The sequence below is a fragment of the Bacillus sp. N1(2025) genome (genome assembly GCF_053470005.1).
Genome location: NZ_JBLTJB010000005.1, coordinates 79978 through 104909, shown reverse-complemented (window position 1 = coordinate 104909; position 24932 = coordinate 79978). Strand labels below are relative to the sequence as shown.

Genomic DNA, 24932 nt, shown 5'->3' with positions numbered 1-24932 from the left:
TTCTCCTTAAAAGGCAGAAAGAGAAAGGCAGCCTGAATTCCCGCTGCCTTTATGTCATTTTCAGATTTTATTTTGTCAGCACCGCTTCTTTTACGTGAGGAAGCACTGTATCCTGATAAATTTCCGTCGGATATTTGCCCGTAAAACAAGCGAGGCATTGTCCGCAATTGGTGTCTTCAAATGTTCGGCCGACTCCTTTTAACAATCCGTCTACACTTAAGAAAGAAAGCGTGTCGGCACCGATGATCTGGCGGATTTCTTCCACGGAATGAGAAGAAGCGATCAGCTCCTCATGGGTTGATGTGTCGATGCCGTAGAAGCACGGATGAGCGATCGGCGGTGAACTGATCTTGACGTGCACCTCTGTCGCTCCCGCTTCTCTGAGCATTGTGACAATCCGGCGGCTTGTCGTCCCGCGCACGATGGAATCATCAACCATGACGACCCGTTTTCCTTCAACAACCCCGCGCACCGCAGACAGCTTCATTCTCACGCCTTGCTCACGCAGAGCCTGGGACGGCTGAATAAATGTTCTGCCGACATAACGGTTTTTAATGAGACCGAGTTCGTACGGAATGCCCGTTGCCTCGGCATAGCCGATGGCTGCAGAAATACTGGAATCAGGCACGCCTGTGACGACATCCGCTTCAACCGCGGACTCCTGGGCAAGCATTTTTCCGAGGTTTTTTCGGGCGCTGTGCACGTTAATGCCGTCGATATTGCTGTCAGGTCTTGAGAAATAAATGTACTCCATGCTGCAGATGGAACGGTTGATATTCATGGAGAAACGCTCTGATTTCATGCCTTCATCATTGATGATCAGCATTTCGCCCGGCTCTACCTCGCGAAGGTATGTCGCGCCGACCACATCGAATGCGCACGTTTCTGAAGCGACGACGTAAGCATCACCCATCATGCCGATTGACAGCGGTCTGAGTCCGTTCGGGTCAAGCGCTACGATCATTTCTGTTTCAGTCATGATTAAAAAGGCATAAGCGCCTTTCAGCATAGACAGCGAATTTTTGATCTGATCCTTCAGCGAAAAGTGTCCGCTGCGTTTAATCAGATGAGCCAGCACTTCCGTATCGGAGGAAGTCTGAAAGATGCTCCCTTGGTTTTCAAGCTGCTGCTTCAACTGTGTGGCGTTGACCAAGTTGCCGTTATGAGCAAGCGCGAGGCTGCCGTTGTTTTGCGAACGGAACAGGAGCGGCTGGACATTTTCATATCCGCCTCCGCCTGCCGTCGCATAACGGACGTGCCCGATCGCGCCTTTTCCCTTCACTTTGCTCAGTTCGCCGTTTTGAAAAACCTCGGTAATAAGCCCCTGTCCTTTGTGCGCCGTCAGTTTTTCACCGTCAGTTGCGACAATTCCCGCGCCTTCCTGTCCTCTGTGCTGGAGGCTGTGCAGGCCGTAATATGTGATCTGCGGAGCTTCTTCATGTCCCCAGATGCCAAACACACCGCATTCTTCATTCAGGCCTTTGATTTCAGCAAGCATGGAATAGCTCCTTTCCACGCGCGCTCAAGTTCTTTCGTTTGCGCGTGAACCAATTGTTGTCCGTCCTGGTTTTGAATCGCCAGAAGTCCGTCAGCCGTTACCTCACCGATATGAACCGCATCAGCCACAGCCGCTTCAAACGCCGCTTGGTGTTCTTTTTTCACCGAAACGACGAAGCGTGATTGAGATTCAGAGAATAATAATGCCGCTTCCCCTTCTACAGTCACGTTGGCGCCAAGGTTTTCCGTCGTCATGACGCTTTCTGCAACCGCCACGCCTAAGCCGCCTTCAGACACATCATGCGCTGATTGAACGAAGCCTTTTTTAATCGCGTCAAGCAATGTTTTTTGGCGTGACAGCTCTATATCAAGATCGATTTGCGGCGCTTTGCCGTAAATGCGGCCTTCTGTCATTTTTTGCAGTTCGCTTCCGGCAAACTCAGGTTTTGTTTCGCCGATCACGTATACAAGATCCCCCGCTTGTTTGAAATGCTGTGTCGTAATATGAGCGGTATCTTCAATTAAGCCGACCATGCCGATCACAGGCGTCGGGTAGATCGCCGTTCCGTTCGATTCATTATAAAGTGATACGTTACCGCCGATGACGGGAGTGCTGAGAACATTGCACGCCTCGCTGATGCCGTCGGCCGCTTTTTCGATCTGCCAGAAAATTTCAGGTTTTTCCGGGTTTCCGAAATTCAGATTATCCGTGACCGCAAGCGGTTCGGCGCCGGAGCATACGATGTTGCGCGCCGCTTCGGCAACGGCGATTTTCCCGCCTTCTTCTGGATCAAGATATAAATAACGCGCGTTGCAATCCGTCGTCATCGCCAGCGCTTTTTTCGTGCCGCGGATTCTGAGCACACCGGCGTCAGAGCCCGGAGCGACCACCGTATTTGTGCGCACCATGTAGTCATATTGATCGTACACCCACTCTTTGCTGGCGATTGTCGGCTGCTGCAGCAGGGCAAAAAGCGTCTCTGTCGCATCTTTTACTTCAGGCGCGGGAACTTCCGTTTCCTGAAACTCGCGGTAGTACGCGGGTTCTGCTGACGGCTTGTGGTATACAGGCGCTTCTTCCGCCAGCGCGTCGACCGGAAGCTCGCAAACAACCTCTCCGTTATGGCGGAGGCGGAGCATTTTATCATCCGTAACATGACCTACGGAAACCGCTTCAAGATCATATTTATCAAAAATATCGACAATTTCCTGTTCACGTCCGCGTTCAATGACGAGAAGCATGCGTTCCTGAGACTCGGAAAGCATCATTTCGTAAGCGGTCATACCTGTTTCCCGCTGCGGAATGAGATCAAGGTTCATTTCAATGCCTGAGCCGGCTTTGCTTGCCATTTCAGCACTCGAACTTGTCAGACCGGCCGCCCCCATATCCTGAATGCCGACTAAGGCGTCGCATTGGATGACTTCAAGGCATGCTTCCAGGAGAAGTTTTTCCATGAAAGGATCGCCGACCTGCACCGCGGAACGTTTTTCTTCAGATGAATCTGACATTTCTTCTGATGCGAAAGTAGCGCCGTGTATGCCGTCGCGGCCCGTTTTAGCGCCGACGTACATGACCGTGTTGCCGACACCTTTCGCCTGGCCTTTTTTAATATCTTTATGATCAATTAAGCCGACGCACATTGCATTGACAAGCGGATTGCCCTCATAGCTTGCGTCAAACTGCACTTCTCCGCCGACCGTCGGAATGCCGATACAGTTTCCGTATCCCGCGATTCCCGCCACTACTTCTTCAAACAAGTACTTCACACGAGGTGAAGTGAGCTCACCAAATCGAAGAGAGTTTAATACAGCTATCGGACGGGCGCCCATTGAGAAAACATCACGGATGATGCCGCCCACTCCCGTCGCAGCACCTTGGTATGGCTCAATCGCTGACGGATGGTTATGAGATTCAATTTTGAACACGACCGCCTGATTGTCACCGATGTCAACGATTCCCGCGCCTTCTCCGGGACCCTGCAGCACGCGTTCGCCGCTAGTCGGGAATTTGCGTAAAACCGGTTTTGAGTTTTTATAGCTGCAGTGCTCTGACCACATGACGGAAAAAATCCCGATTTCCGTGTAGTTCGGCAATCTTCCGATAATAGATTCAATGAGTGCGAACTCGTCATCACTGACACCCATTTGCTGATAGAGTTTCTCTTCTTTTATTTGTTCTTTACTTGGTTCAAGCAGTAGCGACATGAGTTTCCCTCCAATTTTTCACGATAGACCGGAACAATGTAAGACCGTCTGCGCTGCCGAGCAGTTCATCGACTGCGCGCTCAGGGTGAGGCATCATGCCTAATACGTTGCCTTTCTCATTCACGACGCCGGCAATGCCGCTGACGCTTCCGTTAATATCGCCGCCGTATGTGAAGGCGATTTGATCGTTTTCTTTTAATCTTTCAAGTGTTTCGTCATCACAGTAGAAATTGCCTTCGCCGTGGGCAACCGGAATCGTAATCGATTGTCCTTTTTCATAGGAAGATGTGAATAACGTGCCGCTGTTCTGCACGATTAATTCAACCGGGCGGCAGATGAACTTTAAATCTTTATTGCGTCTCATCGCGCCGGGCAGAAGTCCGAGCTCCTGCAGAATCTGGAATCCGTTGCAGACGCCGAGAACCGGTTTTCCTTCGGCAGCCGCTTTTTTCACAGCCGGCATGATGTTTGCGAATCTGGCGATGGCGCCGCATCTCAAGTAGTCGCCGTATGAAAACCCGCCGGGGATGAGCACGCCGTCAAATCCGTCAAGGCTTGTTTCCTCGTGCCAGACATACTCGACTTCTTCGCCGAGTTCGTCCTTTACGGCGTGGAACATATCAATATCACAGTTGGAGCCGGGTAACACAATCACCGCAAATTTCACTGTGCGACAACCTCCTCAACTTCATATCGGTAGTCTTCAATGACTGTATTGGCAAGGAGCTTTTCACACATTTCTTTCACGAGCGCGTCAAGATCGCGGTCAGATTTTTCGATCGTCAGCTCCATGTATTTTCCGATGCGCACATCCTGCACTTCATTGTAGCTCATGCTGTGCAATGCATGCTGCACCGCGCTTCCTTGAGGATCGAGCACACTTTCTTTTAAGCTGACATAAACTTTCACTTTATACATTATGAAATGCCTCCCAGTCTTTTGAAAATCTCTTCATATGCGTCGGTTAAGCTTCCCAGGTTCCGTCTGAACAAATCTTTATCGAGCTTTTCGTTTGTGTCTTTGTCCCACAGACGGCACGTGTCAGGAGAAATTTCATCTGCTAAAAGCACCCGTCCCTCTGCGTCTAAGCCGAATTCCAGCTTAAAATCTATTAATCTGACGCCGCAGTCTTCAAAAATATGCTGCAGCTCTTGATTGACCTGTTTTGTAATCGATTTGATCGTTTTGACCTGCTCAGGAGCAGCCGCTTTCAAGAGCCAGATATGATCTTCTGTGATGAGCGGATCGCCCAGCGCGTCATCCTTGTAGTAAAATTCGATAATCGGCTGCGGAAGCTCTGTTCCTTCCGGGATGCCGAGACGTTTCGACATGCTTCCGGCGGCAATGTTTCTGACCACGACTTCAAGCGGAATGATGCTCACTTTTTTGATAAGCTGCTCTGATTCTGAAACACGCTCCACAAAGTGGTTGTCAATTCCTTTGGCGTGCAGATGTTTGAAAATCAGGCTTGAAATTTCATTGTTCAGACGGCCCTTTCCGCTGATCTCCGCTTTTTTCTCACCGTTAAAGGCTGTTGCGGAATCCTTGTAGACCACGCGGAGAATCTGTTCGTCTTCAGTTTGATAAATCCGTTTCGCTTTTCCTTCATAAAGAAGATTATTGTTCACAATATTCACGGAAGGCCTCCTAACCCGAATGTTGGGAATATTCAATCTATGGCGGCTGAAGAAGCCGCCTCCGGCTGGCTTCTTCTATAAACCTAAACGATCAAAGATCAAGTCGACGTTTTTCAGATGATAATTGTAGTCAAAGCAATCGGCAATCTGTTCCGGTGTGAGACGGGACGTGATTTTTTCCTCCGCTTCGACAAGCTGGCGGAACGGCACTTGTTTTTCCCACGCTTCCATCGCTTTCGGCTGAACCGTGTCATATGCTTCTTCACGAGGCAGACCCGTGTCGATTAAAGCGAGCAGCACGCGCTGAGAGTAGATTAAACCGAGTGTGCGGTCCATGTTGCGTTTCATATTTTCCGGGAATACCGTTAAGTTTTTGACGATATTGCTGAATCGGTTCAGCATGTAATTCAGCGCGATTGTCGCGTCAGGAAGAATGATGCGCTCAGCTGATGAATGAGAAATATCACGCTCATGCCATAAAGGTACATTTTCGTATGCCGTCAGCATGTACCCGCGGATCACGCGCGCCATGCCCGTCATATTTTCCGACCCGATCGGATTCCGTTTATGAGGCATAGCCGATGAACCTTTTTGTCCTTTCGCAAAAAACTCTTCCACTTCACGTGTTTCACTCTTTTGCAGACCGCGGATTTCCACTGCGAATTTTTCAATGCTCGTCGCGATCAAAGCCAGTGCCGCCATGTAATCCGCATGACGGTCGCGCTGTAATGTCTGAGTGGAAATCGGCGCCGCTTTCAGGCCGAGTTTTTCACAGACATACTGCTCTACGAACGGATCAATATTTGCATATGTGCCGACCGCGCCGGAAAGCTTCCCGACTTCGATCCCTTCTTTTGCCTGCTTGAAACGTTCAAGGTTGCGTTTCATTTCTTCATGCCAAAGCGCGAGTTTCAGGCCGAATGTCGTCGGTTCCGCGTGTACGCCGTGCGTGCGGCCCATCATGACCGTGTATTTATGTTCTTTCGCTTTTTCTTTTATAATGTCAACAAATCTCTCAATGTCCTTGAGCAAGATCTCATTCGCCTGTTTTAATAGATAGGAAAGAGCGGTATCCACGACATCTGTTGACGTCAGGCCGTAGTGAACCCATTTTCTTTCTTCGCCTAATGATTCTGAAACCGCGCGGGTGAATGCAACGACGTCATGGCGCGTATCCTGCTCGATTTCCAAAATGCGGTTGATGTCGAAAGACGCGTTTTCGCGCATGACCTTGACGTCTTCTTTCGGAATGACGCCAAGCTCAGCCCAGGCTTCACAGGCTAAAATCTCGACTTCCAGCCATGCCTGGTATCTGTTTTCGTCCGTCCAGATCGCGGACATTTCAGGTCTTGAATAACGTTCGATCATTATGCTCGTCCTCCGTCTCTATTCATCCATATGTTCGTGATGTCCTGAATCCATGTTTCATCAGGCTTCCGCAAAAATGTCATATGCCCCATTTTGCGGCCTTTTTTAATCTCGTGTTTTCCGTACAGGTACAGTTTGGCTTCCTTTAAAAGCTCCGTATGCTCCTCCGCAAGCTTCACTTCATCACCGAGCAGATTCACCATCATTCCCGGTTTGAGAAGATCGGTTCTGCCGAGAGGAAGTCCGCAGACCGCTCTGATGTGCTGTTCGAATTGGCTCGTTTCACAAAGGTCGAGCGTATAATGCCCTGAATTGTGAGGACGCGGCGCCAGTTCATTAATCAAAAGGTCTCCGTCTTCCGTGACGAACATTTCCACCGCAAGCGGCCCGACAAGTTCCAATTTCTCCGCGAGCTGAACGGCAAGCGCCTCTGCCCGCTTCTGAACCGTTTCCTCCGCTCTCGCGGGCACGATGCTTTGGAACAGAATATTATTTTTGTGGATATTTTCAGCAGCCGGAAAGGTTGAAATCTCACCGTGCACCGATCTCGTCACGATAACGGAAAGCTCCATCCGGAACGATACCCAGCTTTCAAGTATGCACGTGCCGTTTTCTAACAGCGCAGCCGCTTCATCTGTCTGTCCTTCTTCCTTAATGACAAATTGGCCTTTGCCGTCATATCCGCCGCGGCATGTTTTCAGCACCGCCGGGAGCCCCAGTGCCTGAACGGCTTCCTCAAGCTCCCGTCCGCTGTTTACGATCCGATAAGGAGCGACTTGACAGCCTGCTGACTGGATCGCCTTTTTTTCCGTTTCCCTGTTTTGGGTGATGAGCAGCAGCTCGCTTCCCTGGGGAAGATATGCATGTTCTTTGAGCCAGTTGAGCGCCTCGTAATCGATATTTTCAAATTCGTACGTAATGATGTCACTGACTCCGGCCAATTTTTGAATCGCTTCACGGTCATTGTACTGGGCGGTAATCTCAATATCGGCGATCTGTCCGCATGGCGAGTCTTTCACGGGATCGACGACAGCGACTTTATAGCCCATCTGTTTTGCGGCGACAGCCATCATTTTTCCGAGCTGTCCGCCTCCGATAATGCCGATGACGGCGCCGGGAAAAATCGTTTTTTTATCAGACAAGCTGATCACTGCTTTCCAGCACCGTTTGTTTTGTCGCATTTCTTCTCGCCTCTAGTTTATCCGCAATGTCATCGTCAAATGCCGACAAAATTTGCGCGGCTAACAGACCCGCGTTCACTGCGCCCGCTTTCCCAATCGCCGTCGTCGCGACCGGCACGCCGCCGGGCATCTGTACGATAGACAGAAGAGAATCAAGCCCGTTAAGCGATTTCGTCTGAACCGGTACGCCGATCACCGGCAGCGTCGTTTTGGCCGCCGTCATTCCCGGCAGATGCGCCGCTCCCCCGGCTCCGGCAATAATGACTTTTAAGCCCCTGTCTCTGGCGCTTTCTGCATATTCAAACATCAAATCAGGCGTCCGGTGCGCGGATACCACCTGTTTTTCATAAGGAATGTGAAGTTCGTCAAGTATGTCGCATGCATGTTTCATTGTCTCCCAATCGGAGGTGCTTCCCATGATGATTCCTGCTAGCGGCTGCATTCTGTTCCCACCTTCTCATGCTTTGTTTTTCAGAAAAAAAAGCCCGGCTTATATTGCAACTATGAGGAAGCAATACAAACCGGGCATGGCGCGCGTATCGTCAGTCGTTCGCTTCTGCGATATCCATGTCAGCTGTTTATCACTTTCCTGCATAGTCCGGCCGTTTACGGCAGCCGGGTAGAAACTTATGGGCCATATTCCCAAGATTATATGAGGTCGTGTTTTGATTTCATGTTTATCTTAACAACGGACTTGGATAATGTCAACGACATTATCGAACGATATAAAAATTCTTTCTTTTAATGTTCGTGTTTAGATCAATTTCCCTTCAAATACGATTTTTTTCCCGCAAGGAACGACTTGAATTGATCCATTTTCTTTCTTTTCTGTAAAGATCGGCTCTTCCATCCGCCGGACCGGCATATAACCCTCTTCCTTCATTAAAGTGAGAATGGTGTCAATCGTTTCATCTTCCGTTACTTCAAACCGTTTCTTTTTTGGCTTTGTCATTCCTTAATTCTCCTCTTCTTCACTGCTTTCACCCAGAATCCGCCGTGGATCGTTTTCGGCTCAAAGGCGATAATAAACGCTTTTTCATCAAGCGTTTTAATCGTATCATAAAGCTGAAGCTCATATTTGCGCGGCGTCAGAATCTGCATGGCGGTCCGGTCTCCTTCAAGTCCGCCCGCAACCCAGCTTGTAACCCCGTATCCTTTTTCCCGGAGCTGTTTCGGCAGGTCCAGATCGAGCTCCTTCGTAATGACGTTGACTGTAATATAGCCGAGCGCCAGTTTCTCTTCAATTTTCATTCCCACTATGACGCCGAGGCCGTAGCCGAGCGCATAGGCAATGACGTTTTGAATTTGATTCAGATTGCCGAGCACGAGACTCAGGCCGGTCACATACACAAGGATTTCAATCGTACTGATGCCTGCGGCGAAATAGCGCTGTCCCTTTAATGTCAGAATCATCCTGATCGTAAAGAAAGAGACATATATAATGTTAATGATGAGAATAATGAGAACCATACCTATACTGTTGGATAAAATCGTCTGCATCACTGATTCCCCTCCTCTGATACTTTGAAAAGCATCAATCCTTCAATTAAGGATAGTTTACCCTCTTTTCATCATTTTCAAAAGAAAAAAAAGCCCGCCCCGCAAGGCAGACTGTTAAGCTCTTATCAGTGAAGCTCGGCTTTTTTCAATCGTTTGACGGCTTCATATTCCTTCTCAAGTTCACTAAGCGTGTACCCGGACAGTTCCTGAACATGGTCTTGATAAAACCCTGAGCGGATCAGCTTTGTCCTCAGGTGCTGTTTTTTCCGATTAATGGCTTCTCGCAACAACGGGGCCATCTTCATCATCCCTTTCCGAATCATAAAGAGTAGTGCCGCTTTCGAATTGCTGTTGCTCTCATCATATCTCGGCCGGGTCCTCAAAACAATACGCTTTATTAGAAAAATTTGTAAACATTGTGAAAGACAAATTTCGACTTATAAAGGGATCAGCGAAGCAGTAAAGTACTCGGAAATGAGCGGCCATGTCACAGCCGTAAAAACGAGCATGATGATGACCGCCGCGGAAATACAGTACATCACGTCAGCCGCAGGCTTTTCAGCCGATTTGTATAGAATCTGCACAAACTGCACCATCGCCGAGGCGGCCAGAAACAAGGTCAGCGCCGTAAACACCACGGTGATGACCGGCAGATTCAATATCGCGAAAATCATCCACACGATAGAGCAGGCGACAGCCGGAACCAAAAGCGATCCGACCCCCGCGGCCGCATCCCGCATCGTAATTTTCTGTTTCATCATATAACGTGATACAAGCCAGACCGCGCCGGCCGCAGCGGCAAAAAAGACGAGCGTATACACGAGAACGACGGTAAAGCCGTCAAAAAACGTATGATGCCGCTCCCCGTATCCGAGAGGCCTTTGCTGGCTTGCCCTCAGCTGAAACCAATTTCCGATTGAGAAAAAGATACTGAATACAAGCATTGAAATAAGAGCATATTTAAAGCGGGAAAAGCCGTCTTCCCCAACGACCTTCACCGGTGATGTCAAAATGCGCAGCGCGAAACGGCAATAACGTTTGACCGCGGCCCATGCAGAAGCGAGTTTTTCCGTAAAAGCCGGAGCCGGGCGCCGTTCCTTTACTTTTTTCTTTTGCTTTTGATAACGTCCCGCATTTCTGGACATTCTCGACAGCGGTTCTTCATCAGTCCCCTGATGCTGTTTTTCTTCTTCCAACGTTTCTTTTCTTTCTTCCGTCATGTCAGCAACTCCTATCAAAAAAATACGGCGGAATTTGTTAAACAAGAAAATAAAACACTTATATAAGGTACCGAAGCGTCCTTAAACAGTCAAGCGGTTTTCTTCACCCGGACACCCACATGACGTTTTATAGTATGTATTGGTTTTACGGAATAGGACAAAAACAAAAAACCGGCTTTCCTCAGCCGGTTTTTCCGTTATTTCAAGAAGATGAAATACAGGATAAAGATGACGAACAGCCCGTACATAATCGGGTGAACGCTTTTTCCTTTTCCTTTGCAGATCATTGTAATCGGGTAGAATATAAAACCGATCGCAATCCCCGTCGCAATGCTGTACGTCAGCGGCATCATAATCATCGTTAAGAATGCCGGCACAGCCACCTCGAATTTATCCCAGGCGATCTTACCGAGCGGCGCCACCATCAGCGCGCCGACAATAATTAAAGCCGGAGCCGTCACATTCGTGGTGACAACTGACAGAAGCGGCGAGAAAAACATCGCCAGCAAAAAGAGAATGCCCGTCACAACAGCCGCGAAGCCGGAGCGCGCCCCCGCCGCAACGCCTGAGCTGGATTCAACATAAGAAGTCGTTGTAGACGTACCGAGTACGGCTCCGATAACGATTGATGTTGAATCTGCCAGAAGCGCTCTTCCCGCACGCGGAAGTTTGTTTTCCTTCATCAGCCCGGCCTGTGTCGCTACAGCCACCAGCGTTCCGGCCGTATCGAAAAACCCGACGAACAAGAAAGTTAAAATGACAATCAGCATTTGTACGGAGAAGATATCCGGAAGATGCATCCACGCCTGTCCGAAAGTCGGCGCAAGACTCGGCACGCTGCCGACAATGTGCGTCGGAACCGGAATCAGCCCGCAGACCATGCCGGCAACCGCCGTCAGAAGCATTCCGATAAATACGCCGCCGTTTACGCGAAGCACCATCAGAATGACAGTCACAATAACACCGAAAACCGTCAGAAGCACAGGGCCGCTGTGAATATTGCCGATAGACACCAGAGTCGATGAGTTCGCTTCAATAATGCCCGAACCCTGCAAACCGACAAATGTGATAAACAAACCGATACCCGCGCCGACCGCCAATTTCAGCTCAGGCGGAATCGCATTAATGATTTTTTCCCGCAGTCCCGTCAGCGAAAGCGCCACGAAGATAATTCCGGAAATCAAGACGCCGGAAAGCGCAGCCTGCCATGAAATCCCCATGCCGAGGACGACAGAGAAAGCAAAAAACGCATTTAATCCCATACCCGGCGCAATCGCGATCGGATACTTTGCAATGAGCCCCATTAAAATACAGCCGGCCGCAGACGCCAAGGCTGTAGCGGTGAACACCGCGCCCTGATCAATTTTTAATGCTTCCGGAAATCCCTTCACACCGTTTAAAGACAATGTCAGCGGATTGACGAACAGAATGTACGCCATTGACAAAAAGGTCGTTAAACCGCCGATGATTTCATTACGATAGCTTGTCCCCAGCTCATCAAACTGAAAAAATTGCTTCAAGCCAATTGCCTCCTTCATTCTCTCCCATTTATTCTGCCCGTTATCCGCCAAATAAAAAACGCCCCAAATACATTTGGGACGCTTGACTACATACGTTCAGTCTGAATAAATAAGAATGGATTATTTATATCAAACGATTGAGATTGATCCGTAGTCAAGCCATTTACGGTAGCTTGGTAGAAACTTGCGGGCCATATCCCCGCCATTATACGATATCTGCATATTTGATTTCTGAGTCTATTGTATCAATTCAATTTTGAAAACTCAATAAAAAAAACGAACAATCCCGTTAAAAAAATTTGGTTTATTCGTTAATTGACCAAAAATGGAAGACGGCAAAAGCCGCCTTCCAGACATCATTTTCCGTCCGCAGGCCGAACCGGCACCGCGAATGTGATCCCCTTATCATCCGCCAGCAAGTTCATAACCGTTTGATTGACGTACAAAGCGTATGAATCGAATGAGAAATCGCGCAACGAATAGTCTTTATCGGTTGAATCATCTAATTCAAAAACGGATTCCATTTCACCCGTTTTAAGGTTCGTGACTTTCGCCTTATTCCCTTTCAGATAATAGCCTTTTTCATACTCATTAAGCGATGGCCAGGTTTTCATTTTTTTCGTATTACCGAGACCGATTGACTCACCGACATTGATCAGCTGATCTTCATCCGCCTTGCTGTAATTGATTCCGGTGAATTGATAATCGACGATTACCGTTCTGCCTTGCTGTTTGATCTTTTTGATGGTAATGCCGACATGATGATGTTTCGTTTTATAACTGACGGGCAGTTTTGTTTTCAGAGGCACGATTTCTCCCGGCTCTGATTCTGTTTTTATATCGCCCGTTATGAAAAGTGTTTTCGCTTTCGGGTCTATCGGTTTGCTGAATTGAGTTTGGCCGCGTATTCTTTTCCCGCCGCCGGGAAGATTCTTTCTGCCGCCAAGTTCAATATTCGACGCCGTCATTTCATAATGGTTTCCGGCATCATCCGTTGCCTCGTAAATCGAGATGGCATCATTTTTGGCTGCATCATAGAAGTCGATAGAATACAGGAGAGCCGATCCCGTCGTTCCGTTTTCCGCCCGGATATCGAAAAAGCGGTATAATCCGTGATTTACATTCACAGCTTTCGTTCCTTCCAGAGAAACGGACTTTTGTTTTTTAATAGGGAGTGTAAAGCGCCAGTTTCCCGGGATGTCCTTGATTTTTGTAATGACAAGCGGAAGCTTATCACCGTCTTTCAGCTTTGAGCCGTCCGTGAACAGGCGAAGCTGTCCCGCGTACCGTCCGTCTTTCATTTTTTTCATATCACTGTTGTCATAATCCTCTGCTAACATATTCCATGGATCTTTATAATCAACTTGAAAAGAGATGCTCTCCTCATCTGATTTCAAATTGTCAACGGTAAAATTGTAAACGAGCTGTCCGCTGTCGTAATACACACTTTTCACTGTCACCGTGATTCCGCGTGATTCCGCTTTCTCATTCAGTTTTGTCACCAAATTGCTTTTAAACAGCGCAGAACCTGCCTTATCCTGAAACAGACTGTAAATTTGTCCGGCAACAGGAATGTTTCCCATAGCCGTATTAACGGAGGGCATGAATAAGCCTGAGGACAGATACAGAATAAACAAAGCAGCAGCAACCGCGAGTCCGTTTATCAGTTTTCTTCCCCATCTCCGTCTGACGGCGCCTTCTTTTCCGACACGGACAGCGGCGCTGTGTATCACATTTTTCAATTCAGCTTTCGGCACGTCAATGTCCTGATACAATTGCTTCATTTGATGCTTTTCCATATATGTTTATCCTCCTTTTCCAGCTCCTGCTTCAATGCTTTTCTCGCCCTGTGCAGATGCGTTTTTACAGTGCCTTCCGCCATACCGGTCTGTTCAGCGATCATAGCAATCGAGAAATCTTGAAAATAATAAAGCTGAATGGTCAGCTGTATATGTTCGTCAAGCGTTTCCAGGGCATTCCGAAGATCTATGTATTCTTCAATGTTCTTATTCTCCGCGCGCGTATCATGCTGCGGCTCAAACGGGATGACGTCTCCGTGCTTTTTCCTCATCGCAAAAATCGTATGAAGCAAAATCCGGATCAGCCACGTTTTAAAATATTTCGGCTCCTTCAGCTGCGCGATATGAAGAAAAGCCTTGTAAGCCGTTTCCTGAACAGCGTCCAGCGTATCTTCCTTGTGATGCGAATAGAGATAAGCTGTTTTATATAAAGTATCCTGGTGTGCGGTGATCAGTTTTTCAAAGGCTGCGGCATCACCTTTTTTCGCCTTTTTGATCAATCGTTCTTCCTTCACCTTATCCACCTCCTATGCTGTTAGATATGAATCAAGGCAAAACGGTTTCAAAAAGATGAAAAAAAACGCCTCAAAGTCTAATTTCGGATAACAACGATCCGTTTTCAAACTTGAAGGTGTTTTTTATTTGTCTCATCTTATGGTGTCAGTCCCTTAGATTAATACCTTCTTTGTTCGCCGTTCAGTCTGTATTCCTCTCCCCAAAAATATAAACACTCTTGTTTCCCATTCTGATGGGGCGCTGCTGAAAAGAAAAAAGCCTTTAAACCTTTGAGGTTCAAAGACTTTGCCATTAATTCTTCATTGTGTTAAAACATTTAACTCCTATGAGATTCTGTTACATCAACTTTTGAACGTCCGCTCTTATCAAGATGTTTTTTTGCCAAAAATAAAACCGGAATTCCCGAGGCTGTCGTTATAAAAATGATCAAAAACATATAGAAGGACCCGTTTACACCAAAAAAGGAAAGAAGAATCCCTCCCAGCCAAGGACCGATTACATTTCCTAAACGGTTAAAGCCTGCTGCTCCAAAGTATGTCCCTTTGAAGCCTGGTTTTGCAATTTCATCCACCAGCATATCAACCATCGAAAAAATCAAAACTTCCCCTATTGTGAAAAACACGACGATAGAGCCCCATATGAATGGGTTGGACGATAGCGAAAAAAATAATAAACTGAAACTAATTAAAGCATTTCCCAGAATGATTGAATGAATCGGCGGGAACTTTTTCATGATATTCACAATAGGGTATTGAACAATTAAGACGACAATTGCATTCAAAGCTAAAAGCCATGAAAATATGGTCACCCCGTCCTCTATTTTGGCGGCAAAATATTGGGGCAATGTTGTAGAAAAGTGCGCATATCCGGATATTGATAATATCACTCCAAGTAATGTGATAAGAAAAACCTTGTCTTTCCTTGTCACATTAAAGGCCGTAGCAATAGTCGTTTTATTTTCTTTTCGATTGTTCTCGTCTAATTTAAATTTTCGGAATGAAAATAAGAGAGATAGACCATAAAGAAAATATGTAAAACCTGCGAACAGAAATGGGAGAGCCGTCTTGGCAGCTCCCAATCTAAGGCCTAAAAGAGGACCGAAAACTACGCCGATATTAATCGCAGTATACCGCAAATTAAACATCTTCAAACGATTTTCTTCTTTGCTTATATCGGATAATAATGCTCTTGACGCCGGTTCAAAGATAGATTGACACAGCCCGTTAAGCGCATTGATGACAAAAAATGCGAGTACACTATCTGCAAACATAAAACTTACAAAAACAAGCGCCCAACAAAATACAGACGTTATCATCACAATTTTCCTGCCAAAAAGATCAGACAAATACCCTCCGTAAAAGCTCATTACAATCCCAGCCAGCGAACTTACTGAAACAATGATGCCGGTTAAAGCAGGAGAAACACCTTTTACTTGTGTTAGGTAAATAGAAAGGAAGGGAATGCTCATCGAGACTGACATTCTGCTAAACAAGGTGCCTAAAATGATATTCCAGCCCACAGGGTGAATTCTTAATCGTATGCCTTTCAAAAAACCACCTGCCTAAACATTAGATGCAGATATAAAGAGGCTCGTTTAAGCTTTCAGCGCTCTGTTATACCTTAACTGCCAGCTGAGTTGTAAAATTATTAATTCTTTTCAAAGCCTCTGTGATAAGATCCTTTGGGATGGCAAAATTCAAACGAATGTTGTTCGGCTCTCCGAATGCTGTGCCGGGAACAGCTGACACGTGCTGTTTTTCCAACAGAAGATGACAAAATGTCTCCGCATCAATTATTTGTTGATCTTCAAACATTGTTCCGAAAAATTGTGAAACATTCGGAAACGCATAAAAGGCTCCATTTGGTTTGGCGCATTGAATGCCCTCAATTTGATTTAAACCATCGACTAATATATCGCGTCTTTTTTTGTATTCTTCGACCATCGACTTGTCAAAACCGTTTAAAGCAGAAATACCGGCATATTGAGAAATAGTTGACGGGCTGCCTGTAGCATGGCTTTGAAAGCTGGCAATGGCTTCGGCTATATCCGATGGGGCTGCGATATAGCCGAGCCTCCATCCAGTCATTGCAAAGACTTTGGAAAATCCATTCGTTATGATGGTCCGATTCAGCAATTCGGGAAAAATGAGCGGCAGACTGATATGCTTGCCCTCATACACAAACTGATCATAAATTTCGTCGGAAATAATAAAAATTTCAGAATAATCTTTCAACACATTTCCTAAAGCTTTCAGTTCATTTTCTGAATAAACGGACCCTGTCGGATTATTGGGAGATGTGATAACAACAGCTTTTGTCTTAGGGGTAATTACTTCTGCAAGCTTCTCGGGTGTGATTTTAAAATTTGTAGTTTCATCACAGCTTACAATAACAGGAACCGCCCCCGACAGTTTGATTTGTTCCGGATAAGATACCCAGTAAGGTGAAGGGAGGATAACTTCGTCGTCTTGATCACAAATTGCTTGAAAAACATTATATAGCGGCTGTTTTCCCCCGGCAGATGCAATTATTTGGTTTGGTTTATATTCTAAACCTCGTTCGTTAAGCAGATATCGCACAATGGATTCTCTTAATTCAATCAGCCCTGCTGCCGGCGTATACCCGGTTTTCCCCTTCACTATTGCCTGAATTCCTGCATATGAGGCTGTTAATGGCGGATGAAGATCCGGTTCTCCGACACTCATATTTATAATGTCTTTTCCTTCTTTTACCATTATCTTCGTTTTGGCATTTAATGACATAGTGGCCGAAGGTTTTATATTCATGACTCTATCGGATAATCTTTTATTCAATTCAAACGCCTCCAATGTCTTTATGGGCCATTCTTAAAATAGCACGATACAAAAACCTCAGTTAGCCGGCTGTCTATGGATCAAACGCTCCAGTTGCTTCATCCCCGGAACGTCTTGAATGTCAAATATCTCATTAACGCTCACGATGTCATTTTCAATCTGCAAAGACGATTTATTATTTATAATGCTTTCGAATGTATCATTTATAGCCTTAACAGAAGCGCGCAACGCCTGATTCGCATAGATGGAAACCTTCACTCCCAATTTCTCAAGCTGTTCCATTGAGAGCGTCGGATATTTAGTCGGAACCACAACCAACGGCGCATCCACGTCCCAATTGTTAACAAACTCAATAATTTCATCAGGCGATTGTTCTTTTGAATGAATTAAAATTGCATCTGCTCCAGCATGAACATAAGCTTTTGCTCTTGTATAGGCTTCTTCTTGACCCAATTTAGCAATTAAAGCTTCGACACGGGCAATCAATACAAAATCGTCATTTTGCTGAGCCATCTTTGCGGCTCTAATTTTTGCGCAAAATTCTTCAGTACTGACAAGGATCTGTTGTCTGTCGTCAAATGAGTTTAATTTTGGATATACTTTATCTTCAATACAAACTCCGGCAATACCAGCAGCTTCGTATTTTTTGATCATGCGGGTGACATTGTGAATGTTCCCGTAGCCGGAATCACAGTCAGCGATGACCGGCAAATTGCATGATTCATTCATAATGACGGCGGCTTCAAGAAATTCAGTCATCGTTAATATACTGGCATCAGGTACAGTTTGCACAGCCGAGATTCCCAAACCGCTTGCCCATACGGCATTAAATCCGTTTTTCTCTGCTAATTTGGCGCTTAAACCGTCATGAGCTCCCGCAACTTTCACCAAACCTTTACTGTTTAAAGCATCTCTAAAAATTGATGATTTTCTGTTTTTCACCATCATTCTCCCCTTCACCTAATGATTATTTTTATTTTGTCAATCGCATCATGTAATGCGTGATTGACTTCTCGCTCATTTTTCCCCTTTACAATCATCCATCCTGCTCTATCGTAGCTGTTTTTGATCGGTCTGATTCTATCACCGACACTGCAATTTACATGAAAATCTACTACATTCCCCATCATTTTGAGATCGCTGATCCCTTTGATTGCGCGTACAACCCCTTGGTTCGTTTCTAAAAAACGAACGGCGCATACTTCGCTTTGAGCATGTTTCCTTTCCGGTTGATATGGGATGCCCGCCAGTTCCGCAAAAATAGGTGTATGCATATCACAATTCATGGCGATTTCTGTAATGGTCACTATGTTGTCTCCGCCATAGCGGGTGTGTACCTCGCCAACCACAAATCCTTTATTTGTGTGATACCCTTCAATATGCAAGGGCCCAAATACGATCCCCATGGCATGAACAACTTCCTTGACCAGATTCTTATACAAATCCTGATGTTTTTCTTTATGTTTATACGGCGATATATGCCCGGATTCTACAAAAGTCCCGGGGTATAGCAGCTTTTCGGTCACACCAAATATGTCGGCCTTGCCTTGGCAGACAACGGCTTCTATTGAAATTTCCTGCCCTTCTATAAATTCTTCGGCTAATACCGACTTCTCCTCGTCATGTTTTGAACACTCTTTAAAATACGCCTCAATGTCCTCTTTTTTCTCAACTTTTATGACGCCTATACTGCCTTGCTGAGATCTCGGCTTTAAAATGATAGGATGTTGAGATGTATTCCAAAAATCGTATACGTCTTCCACGCTCCTGCACAATCCAAAATCGGGAGAGTTTAGTCCTGCCTTTTTTAAAAGCCGGCGCGTTGTATATTTATCAAGGCATGCTTGCACCACAGACGGAGGATTTCCTTTTAAATGAAATGCCTGCTGAAGTTTGGATACATTGAATAAGCCGGCTTCTTTGAAAGTAAATATGGCATCTAAAGGCTCTTTGTCATGGATTTCTTTAGCGACTGAGAATAGATTCTCATGATTGGTATAATCTAATGCGATTTTTTGGTCAGCTTCCTTTATTAAATGCTCATATTTTTTTAATGAAGCTTCTGTATCTCCTAATAAGACGTCAAAACCAAGTTGTTTTGCCCTCGCAACGGCCTTCTCAATATGCGTTTCAGGAATCCCGATCAGGAACAGTCTTTTCCTCTCCATTGATGAAACACCTCACTTCAGATAAAGCATTTTGAGCATATTCGATCGCTTTTTCTGTATCTTCGGCTTCTGTGATGACATAAGCAATCCGGGAATCATGAAACTTTTCAGGCGGCAGGCCAACATGATCGCCCGGCTGCTTTTCTAAAACAAATTCAACGACCCCGGGCATTTCTTTGATCGATTCGACACCTTCCCACTTTTCTATCACACCAGCACGGTCTGCAATTAAAAACCTGACGCAGGCAGCTCTTCTTTTCGAAGCTTCAAAGCTTATTGTTTCTCCTAATACAGCCAATAGGTTTGCGCGCGTTATATTTATACCTTTGGCTAGAGGAACCAAATGGGTAGTAATAAAATCGCCGCCCAGACGACCGTTGATCTCGATAATCTTGCACCCTTTCTCTGTGATCATGACCTCGGCATGAAAACCACAATTGTTCAGCTCCAAAGCTTTTATCCCTTCACTGGTGATGTGGAATAATTCACGTTCCACAGCCTCCGGCAGCCTGGCGGGAAATGCATGCTGGTATTCTTCGAAATACTGATCCGTCCATTTTTCAGTAACACCTGCAAAGTGAATGACTCCGTCGGAAATCACTCCCTCAATGCTGACTTCTTGTCCGTTCATAAACTCTTCAACAATATACTCGTTTTGATAAAAAGAAAACATTTTATCGTTTTCCGGCACCGCAGCGTTTAACAGCTGCTGATATGCGCGATTTAAATCTTCAGGCTTTGATATTCGGAATACGCCTTTACTGGCAGAAGCACCCACAGGTTTAACGATCAATGGGTATTCCATATCAATGCTTGCATGATATAATTCGGTCCAATTTGTAAATTTGCAATATTTTGGATGAGGAACTTGTGCGCAGTTCAAAAATTGACGCATCTTCCATTTATTTCGAGCCCGTTCTGCCGCTTCCACCGGACTGCCCTTTAAGTTAAGTTCTCGGGCAGTTACCGCCACCGGAACCACATCTCTATCCCAGAATGTAATGACTCCATCAAAAGGATTTTCTTTGGCAGTTTCCTTCAGAACAGCTATAGTCTCATCAATCTGATAAGTATTTGCGGAAATGTAATGGTCAACGAATGGCCGCGACCATTCAGGCAGTTCAGGTCCGACAACAGAAACCGTCAAGCCCAAATTTTTAGCAGTCTCCAAAGTAGAAATTTTTTTAATATAAGTAGCATTAAAAAATAAAATATGTTTTTCCATCCTTCCGAGCCTCTTTCAACATTTTTTTCTGCAAATTAGAAACCTTCTGCGTTTCTAAAGAACTGAATGCAGAAGATAAAAAAACCCCTTGGAAAACACAAACCATCATATGTTTTATTTGTATATATTCATAATAACATACATTATTTGTTATTAAATGAATATTTTATGAATTCAGTTTTATTAGAAAAAATGAAATTATAGGGAGAATATTAGGAATACAACTGATTAAAAAACTCGAATATATAAAAAACTGCTGCACATCTTCTCCGGTGTTAATGATAAAAGGCCCATTATTCCTAGAACCATGTAAATTAAAAAAGCCTCAAATCTTTATAAATAAAAGATTTGAGGCTTTTCTCATTATTCCCACTCAATCGTTGCAGGCGGCTTGCTCGTAATGTCATACACGACGCGGTTGATGTGTTTCACTTCATTGACGATCCGTGTCGAAATCACTTCAAGCACATCCCAAGGGATACGCGCCCAGTCAGATGTCATGCCGTCGATTGATGTTACGGCACGGATACCGATTGTGTAATCATACGTTCTCGCATCTCCCATGACGCCGACGCTGCGGATGTCAGGAAGAACCGTGAAGTACTGCCAGATGTCGCGCTCAAGGCCGTGGTTCGCCACTTCTTCACGCAGAATCGCGTCTGATTCACGAACGATCTCAAGTTTTTCGTCCGTTACTTCGCCGAGTACGCGGATGCCAAGTCCAGGGCCCGGGAACGGCTGACGCCATACGATATCATCCGGGATGCCGAGCTCTGTGCCGAGCGCGCGCACTTCATCTTTGAAAAGGGTGTTCAGCGGTTCGATCAGTTCAAACTGCATATCTTCAGGAAGTCCGCCGACATTGTGGTGCGATTTGATCGTTTGCGCAGTTGCCGTTCCGCTTTCAATAATGTCTGTGTAAAGCGTTCCTTGCGCAAGGTAGTCGATTCCTTTGAGCTTGTCCGCTTCATCATCAAACACGTAAATGAATTCGTTGCCGATGATTTTGCGTTTTTGCTCAGGATCAGAAACACCTTTCAGCTTGTTTAAGAATCTGTCTTTCGCATCAACTTTAATGACATTCATATTAAAGCCTTCGCTGAACGTTTTCATGACGCCTTCCGCTTCGCCTTTGCGGAGAAGGCCGTGATCTACGAAAATACAAGTCAGCTGGTCGCCGATCGCTTTATGAATCAAAACGGCTACGACAGAAGAATCGACTCCGCCGCTCAAAGCGCAAAGCACTTGTTTGTCTCCGACGGTTTCGCGGATTTTTTGCATTTCGATTTCGATAAAGTTTTCCATTGACCATTCGCCTTTACATTCACAAGGCCCGAAGACAAAGTTTTTCAGAAGGTCATTTCCGTATTCTGAATGACGGACTTCCGGATGGAACTGAACACCGTACCATTTTTTGTCTTTTTTGCTCATCGCCGAGTTCGGGCAGTGATGGCTTGTCGCGTCTACCGTAAACCCTTCCGGCACTTGTACGACTAAGTCGCCGTGGCTCATCCAGACAACTTGTTCTTCCGGAAGATCTTTGAACAAGTCAGGAGTTCCTTGAATCTGGATGTTCGCTTTTCCGTATTCGCGCTGGCTTGCCGCCTCGACTTTCCCTCCGAGGTAATGAGTCATCAGCTGCATGCCGTAGCAGATGCCCAATACAGGAATATCAAGTTCAAAGATTTTTTCATCACAGCGGAAAGATCCTTCATCATATACACTGTTTGGTCCGCCTGAAAGGATAATTCCTTTTGGATTCATTTCTTTGATTTCCTCAGCTGTCAACGTATGGGGATGCAGCTCGCTATATACGCCAAATTCACGGATCCGGCGGGTAATCAGCTGGTTATACTGACTGCCGAAATCAAGAACAAGAATCATTTCATTCACTAACTTCGTCATGGTTGTCACCTAATCTCCTCTAAGTTTTTGACACAGAAAAAACGGAGGACACACGTTCAGCCCTCTGTCGGCAAGACTTGTCCGGAAGCCCGGCTTTTTAACGCTCCCGGGCTCCCATTTAACATTCATTTATTCTAACAACAGGACGATATGCGGTCAAGACTATCTTCTTTTAATTATATTTTCCCACAACTGTCCCGATTCATTCCAAAGCTTTGCGGCATTATCGCTGCGGTATAACGCACGCTCATAGCGCAGCGTCAGCTCGGACATGTCGTTTGTATGGTGCGCCTCGTCAACCCTCGCGGCAAAATCACGGAGCGTTTCTCCGTCTCCCCTGCTGAACCCTTTTCGTTTCAGCTGTCGGAGCAGTGCGGCATATGCGTCGAAAAAGACGTCTTCATCCGTTCGCCGCTTCAATCTGGCTGCTGTAACGTGCGGAATCCAGCGCGCCCGGAGCAGCCAGGCGAGTGCCGCCGCGGCTGAAATCAAAATGACGATGGCTGCATACGGCCATAGCTGTGCCGCGGTTTTGTTGCGGATCACAGGCTGCGGTGCCGCGCTGTGATCCCGCTTTTTCGGCTTTTCCTCTTTTTCCGGCTTTGTTTCCTGACGCTGCTTGTCAGACGGTTCATCCGAGTTCCCCGCTGAGCCTCCGCTGTCTTTTGCCGCGGTATGATTTTGCTCTGACGTAAACTCCGTCGGATTGGTGAAGCCTTTCGTCGGCTCAAACGTCACCCAGCCCTGATCCGGAAAATACACTTCTACCCACGAATGGGCGTTGTTGTTCGTGACTTCATAAATGTGGCCGTTATGGTCGCCTGCCCCTTTATACTCGCCGGATGTATAACCCTTCACCCAACGGGCGGGAATACCCGCAGATCGGAGCAGCACGGCCATTGCCGATGAAAAGTTATCACAATATCCTCTTTTCGTTTCAAACAGAAATTGATCGACATAATCCTGATTGTGCTCCGGAACCGCGACATCCTGTGTATGATACGAAAATGCGGAAGATCCGAGATAATCCTCGATCGCCTTCGCTTTATCGAACATATTATGATGATCCCGCGTCAGTCTGTCCGCAAGCTGTCTCACTCTTTTCGGAAGGCTGTCGGGGACCTGTAAATACCGGTCATTGAATTGATTCTGCTCACGGTATCGTTTTACTTTCACTTTTCTGAGATCATTCAGCTTAAAGACGGGCGCCTGAAAAGTCACCGTGTACCGTCCCATATTGCGGATGTTGCCCACTTGTTCACTGACCGGCGTAATTTGCTCGGTGTTTCCGTTCATTTCAAGCTGAATCGAGTGCTTCGGTTTAATATTGGAGACGCCGATCGGATACATGACGTGATTATAGAGATAATTCTCATCAATGGACACCTGTGCCGTATATCGTCTCGTCTGCACACTCCGGTCAAACCATATATCTTCCACGTTGCCGCCGTTCAGTTTATAGGACATGCCCTGATCGGTCTCCACCCAGCCTTTCCCCGTGTATGTATCCTTCGTTTCCACCCGGAAGTACGCCCGTTCTTTTCCCTTCCATGTGAAAACCGGCGTATCATCCTCCTGAAAAGGGCCGCCCAATGTTTCATCATGATTGCCGTAGCCGATTTTGCTTTCGGCGGCGGGCACTTCTTTGTGGTTTGTTATTTTTTTAAGAAACGGCACGGGGTCCGGCCAGTTCGGGTCTGATTTCGGAGCCGCCAGACCGAATACGACGGAAGCGCAGATAAACAGCATCAGCGGCAGAAACCATTTGAGTATCAATCTTTTTTTAAACGCTATGTGTTCCGTAAGCCGGATGCGCTCCATATACAAAAGCCCCATCATCAAAAAGCCGATAAAGACGATCCGGATGACGGCGTATGCGGCATCATAGGGAGTAAACGTATCAAGCACGGTGATATACGCCACCGTCATGATAAAAAAGAATAAGATTTTCCGCTGATAGATCACCCAGTAATGCAGCAAATACACGAGCAGCCATAAAAGCACAAAAAACAGCAATGTGCGGAATGACGGATTCATATCATTCCATCTTCCGTTCCCGATGTGGCGGGCATTTTGCATCACGTCCCGCAAAAAAGAAACGAGCCATTCCGGCTGAAAAACCGAACCTTTATAAAACAGGATGTGAATACTGATCAACGTAAACAGAATGCAGGACGGCACGGTTACGTACCACCTCATCCGGAAGAATGACAGCAGAAATGCCAAACCGATAAAAACGATGAAAAAACCGGTATGTTTTGTATCCGTAAAATTGTGCAGCGGCCTGAGCCATTCCCATAACAATAAAAAAGCGAGAAAATAAAACAGCAGCAGACTCAGCCTGCTTCCCTGGTTCTCGTCATGCGGCATGGCGCGCC

At 46.2% G+C, this 24932-nt stretch carries 22 protein-coding genes and 2 riboswitches; all 22 genes read right to left on the bottom strand.

All coding sequences use genetic code 11. The features are described 5' to 3' along the window. Window positions 1-67: 67 nt before the first annotated feature. On the bottom strand, window positions 68-1498 hold the full coding sequence (purF, locus tag ACNFN4_RS13315) for an amidophosphoribosyltransferase (protein WP_007408900.1): 1431 nt from the start codon (window positions 1496-1498) through the stop codon (window positions 68-70). Then, complete coding sequence (gene purL / locus ACNFN4_RS13310) at window positions 1474-3702, bottom strand: phosphoribosylformylglycinamidine synthase subunit PurL (RefSeq protein ID WP_029973747.1); 2229 nt, start codon at window positions 3700-3702, stop codon at window positions 1474-1476. The genes purF and purL overlap by 25 nt, the downstream gene beginning before the upstream one ends. Beyond that, window positions 3686-4369, bottom strand: a complete 684-nt coding sequence (gene purQ, locus ACNFN4_RS13305) for a phosphoribosylformylglycinamidine synthase subunit PurQ (RefSeq protein ID WP_014417103.1) — start codon at window positions 4367-4369, stop codon at window positions 3686-3688. The genes purL and purQ overlap by 17 nt, the downstream gene beginning before the upstream one ends. Next, window positions 4366-4620: a phosphoribosylformylglycinamidine synthase subunit PurS gene (gene purS / locus ACNFN4_RS13300; protein ID WP_017419024.1), complete on the bottom strand. Its 255-nt coding sequence runs from the start codon at window positions 4618-4620 to the stop codon at window positions 4366-4368. The genes purQ and purS overlap by 4 nt, the downstream gene beginning before the upstream one ends. After that, window positions 4620-5339, bottom strand: a complete 720-nt coding sequence (gene purC / locus ACNFN4_RS13295; RefSeq protein WP_007609852.1) for a phosphoribosylaminoimidazolesuccinocarboxamide synthase — start codon at window positions 5337-5339, stop codon at window positions 4620-4622. The genes purS and purC overlap by 1 nt, the downstream gene beginning before the upstream one ends. Before the next feature lie 75 nt (window positions 5340-5414). After that, window positions 5415-6707 carry an adenylosuccinate lyase gene (gene purB, locus ACNFN4_RS13290; RefSeq protein ID WP_014417100.1) on the bottom strand — a complete coding sequence of 431 codons (1293 nt, stop codon included), beginning with the start codon at window positions 6705-6707 and terminating at the stop codon, window positions 5415-5417. Next, window positions 6707-7888, bottom strand: a complete 1182-nt coding sequence (purK, locus tag ACNFN4_RS13285) for a 5-(carboxyamino)imidazole ribonucleotide synthase (RefSeq protein ID WP_022552700.1) — start codon at window positions 7886-7888, stop codon at window positions 6707-6709. The genes purB and purK overlap by 1 nt, the downstream gene beginning before the upstream one ends. After that, window positions 7842-8330, bottom strand: a complete 489-nt coding sequence (gene purE, locus ACNFN4_RS13280; protein ID WP_007609846.1) for a 5-(carboxyamino)imidazole ribonucleotide mutase — start codon at window positions 8328-8330, stop codon at window positions 7842-7844. The genes purK and purE overlap by 47 nt, the downstream gene beginning before the upstream one ends. Before the next feature lie 132 nt (window positions 8331-8462). After that, window positions 8463-8564, bottom strand: a riboswitch (purine riboswitch). A 78-nt stretch (window positions 8565-8642) separates the two neighbouring features. Next, window positions 8643-8840 carry an NETI motif-containing protein gene (locus ACNFN4_RS13275; RefSeq protein ID WP_007609843.1) on the bottom strand — a complete coding sequence of 66 codons (198 nt, stop codon included), beginning with the start codon at window positions 8838-8840 and terminating at the stop codon, window positions 8643-8645. Beyond that, window positions 8837-9391, bottom strand: a complete 555-nt coding sequence (locus tag ACNFN4_RS13270; protein ID WP_014469850.1) for a DUF2179 domain-containing protein — start codon at window positions 9389-9391, stop codon at window positions 8837-8839. Before ACNFN4_RS13270 ends, ACNFN4_RS13275 begins: the two co-directional genes overlap by 4 nt. Window positions 9392-9513: 122 nt before the next feature. Beyond that, complete coding sequence (locus tag ACNFN4_RS13265) at window positions 9514-9687, bottom strand: Fur-regulated basic protein FbpA (protein ID WP_003155777.1); 174 nt, start codon at window positions 9685-9687, stop codon at window positions 9514-9516. A 138-nt stretch (window positions 9688-9825) separates the two neighbouring features. Beyond that, entirely contained in the window at window positions 9826-10608 is a 783-nt protein-coding gene (locus ACNFN4_RS13260; protein ID WP_094296458.1) for a hypothetical protein, read from the bottom strand. A gap of 197 nt (window positions 10609-10805) precedes the next feature. After that, on the bottom strand, window positions 10806-12128 hold the full coding sequence (locus ACNFN4_RS13255) for an NCS2 family permease (RefSeq protein WP_007408891.1): 1323 nt from the start codon (window positions 12126-12128) through the stop codon (window positions 10806-10808). Between the two features lie 131 nt (window positions 12129-12259). Beyond that, a riboswitch (purine riboswitch) is annotated at window positions 12260-12361 on the bottom strand. Between the two features lie 123 nt (window positions 12362-12484). Further along, the gene (locus tag ACNFN4_RS13250; RefSeq protein WP_053285250.1) at window positions 12485-13927 is read right to left on the bottom strand and encodes a DUF4179 domain-containing protein; all 1443 of its coding nucleotides are present in this window, start codon (window positions 13925-13927) and stop codon (window positions 12485-12487) included. After that, window positions 13909-14442: a sigma-70 family RNA polymerase sigma factor gene (locus tag ACNFN4_RS13245; protein ID WP_014417094.1), complete on the bottom strand. Its 534-nt coding sequence runs from the start codon at window positions 14440-14442 to the stop codon at window positions 13909-13911. The genes ACNFN4_RS13250 and ACNFN4_RS13245 overlap by 19 nt, the downstream gene beginning before the upstream one ends. Window positions 14443-14759: 317 nt before the next feature. Next, entirely contained in the window at window positions 14760-15992 is a 1233-nt protein-coding gene (locus ACNFN4_RS13240; RefSeq protein WP_014417093.1) for an MDR family MFS transporter, read from the bottom strand. A gap of 64 nt (window positions 15993-16056) precedes the next feature. Next, complete coding sequence (locus ACNFN4_RS13235; RefSeq protein ID WP_014417092.1) at window positions 16057-17256, bottom strand: pyridoxal phosphate-dependent aminotransferase; 1200 nt, start codon at window positions 17254-17256, stop codon at window positions 16057-16059. 57 nt (window positions 17257-17313) lie between these two features. Next, window positions 17314-18201: an isocitrate lyase/phosphoenolpyruvate mutase family protein gene (locus ACNFN4_RS13230; protein WP_020861284.1), complete on the bottom strand. Its 888-nt coding sequence runs from the start codon at window positions 18199-18201 to the stop codon at window positions 17314-17316. A gap of 11 nt (window positions 18202-18212) precedes the next feature. Further along, complete coding sequence (locus ACNFN4_RS13225; RefSeq protein WP_061861924.1) at window positions 18213-19424, bottom strand: ATP-grasp domain-containing protein; 1212 nt, start codon at window positions 19422-19424, stop codon at window positions 18213-18215. Then, a complete protein-coding gene (locus ACNFN4_RS13220; protein ID WP_061861923.1) occupies window positions 19387-20649 on the bottom strand; it encodes an ATP-grasp domain-containing protein in 1263 nt (420 codons plus the stop codon). Before ACNFN4_RS13220 ends, ACNFN4_RS13225 begins: the two co-directional genes overlap by 38 nt. A 363-nt stretch (window positions 20650-21012) precedes the next feature. Continuing rightward, window positions 21013-22554: a glutamine-hydrolyzing GMP synthase gene (guaA, locus tag ACNFN4_RS13215; protein ID WP_061861922.1), complete on the bottom strand. Its 1542-nt coding sequence runs from the start codon at window positions 22552-22554 to the stop codon at window positions 21013-21015. A 162-nt stretch (window positions 22555-22716) separates the two neighbouring features. Then, entirely contained in the window at window positions 22717-24924 is a 2208-nt protein-coding gene (locus ACNFN4_RS13210; RefSeq protein WP_448200240.1) for a DUF4129 domain-containing transglutaminase family protein, read from the bottom strand. Window positions 24925-24932: the final 8 nt, after the last annotated feature.

Coding starts and splice junctions, on each gene's coding strand:
- purF (WP_007408900.1), bottom strand. CDS start 1,498: ATGCTTGCTGAAATCAAAGGCCTGAATGAAGAATGCGGTGTGTTTGGC.
- purL (WP_029973747.1), bottom strand. CDS start 3,702: ATGTCGCTACTGCTTGAACCAAGTAAAGAACAAATAAAAGAAGAGAAA.
- purS (WP_017419024.1), bottom strand. CDS start 4,620: ATGTATAAAGTGAAAGTTTATGTCAGCTTAAAAGAAAGTGTGCTCGAT.
- purB (WP_014417100.1), bottom strand. CDS start 6,707: ATGATCGAACGTTATTCAAGACCTGAAATGTCCGCGATCTGGACGGAC.
- purK (WP_022552700.1), bottom strand. CDS start 7,888: ATGCGACAAAACAAACGGTGCTGGAAAGCAGTGATCAGCTTGTCTGAT.
- purE (WP_007609846.1), bottom strand. CDS start 8,330: ATGCAGCCGCTAGCAGGAATCATCATGGGAAGCACCTCCGATTGGGAG.
- ACNFN4_RS13275 (WP_007609843.1), bottom strand. CDS start 8,840: ATGACAAAGCCAAAAAAGAAACGGTTTGAAGTAACGGAAGATGAAACG.
- ACNFN4_RS13265 (WP_003155777.1), bottom strand. CDS start 9,687: ATGGCCCCGTTGTTGCGAGAAGCCATTAATCGGAAAAAACAGCACCTG.
- ACNFN4_RS13260 (WP_094296458.1), bottom strand. CDS start 10,608: ATGACGGAAGAAAGAAAAGAAACGTTGGAAGAAGAAAAACAGCATCAG.
- ACNFN4_RS13250 (WP_053285250.1), bottom strand. CDS start 13,927: ATGGAAAAGCATCAAATGAAGCAATTGTATCAGGACATTGACGTGCCG.
- ACNFN4_RS13230 (WP_020861284.1), bottom strand. CDS start 18,201: ATGGTGAAAAACAGAAAATCATCAATTTTTAGAGATGCTTTAAACAGT.
- ACNFN4_RS13225 (WP_061861924.1), bottom strand. CDS start 19,424: ATGGAGAGGAAAAGACTGTTCCTGATCGGGATTCCTGAAACGCATATT.
- ACNFN4_RS13220 (WP_061861923.1), bottom strand. CDS start 20,649: ATGGAAAAACATATTTTATTTTTTAATGCTACTTATATTAAAAAAATT.
- guaA (WP_061861922.1), bottom strand. CDS start 22,554: ATGACGAAGTTAGTGAATGAAATGATTCTTGTTCTTGATTTCGGCAGT.
- ACNFN4_RS13210 (WP_448200240.1), bottom strand. CDS start 24,924: ATGCCGCATGACGAGAACCAGGGAAGCAGGCTGAGTCTGCTGCTGTTT.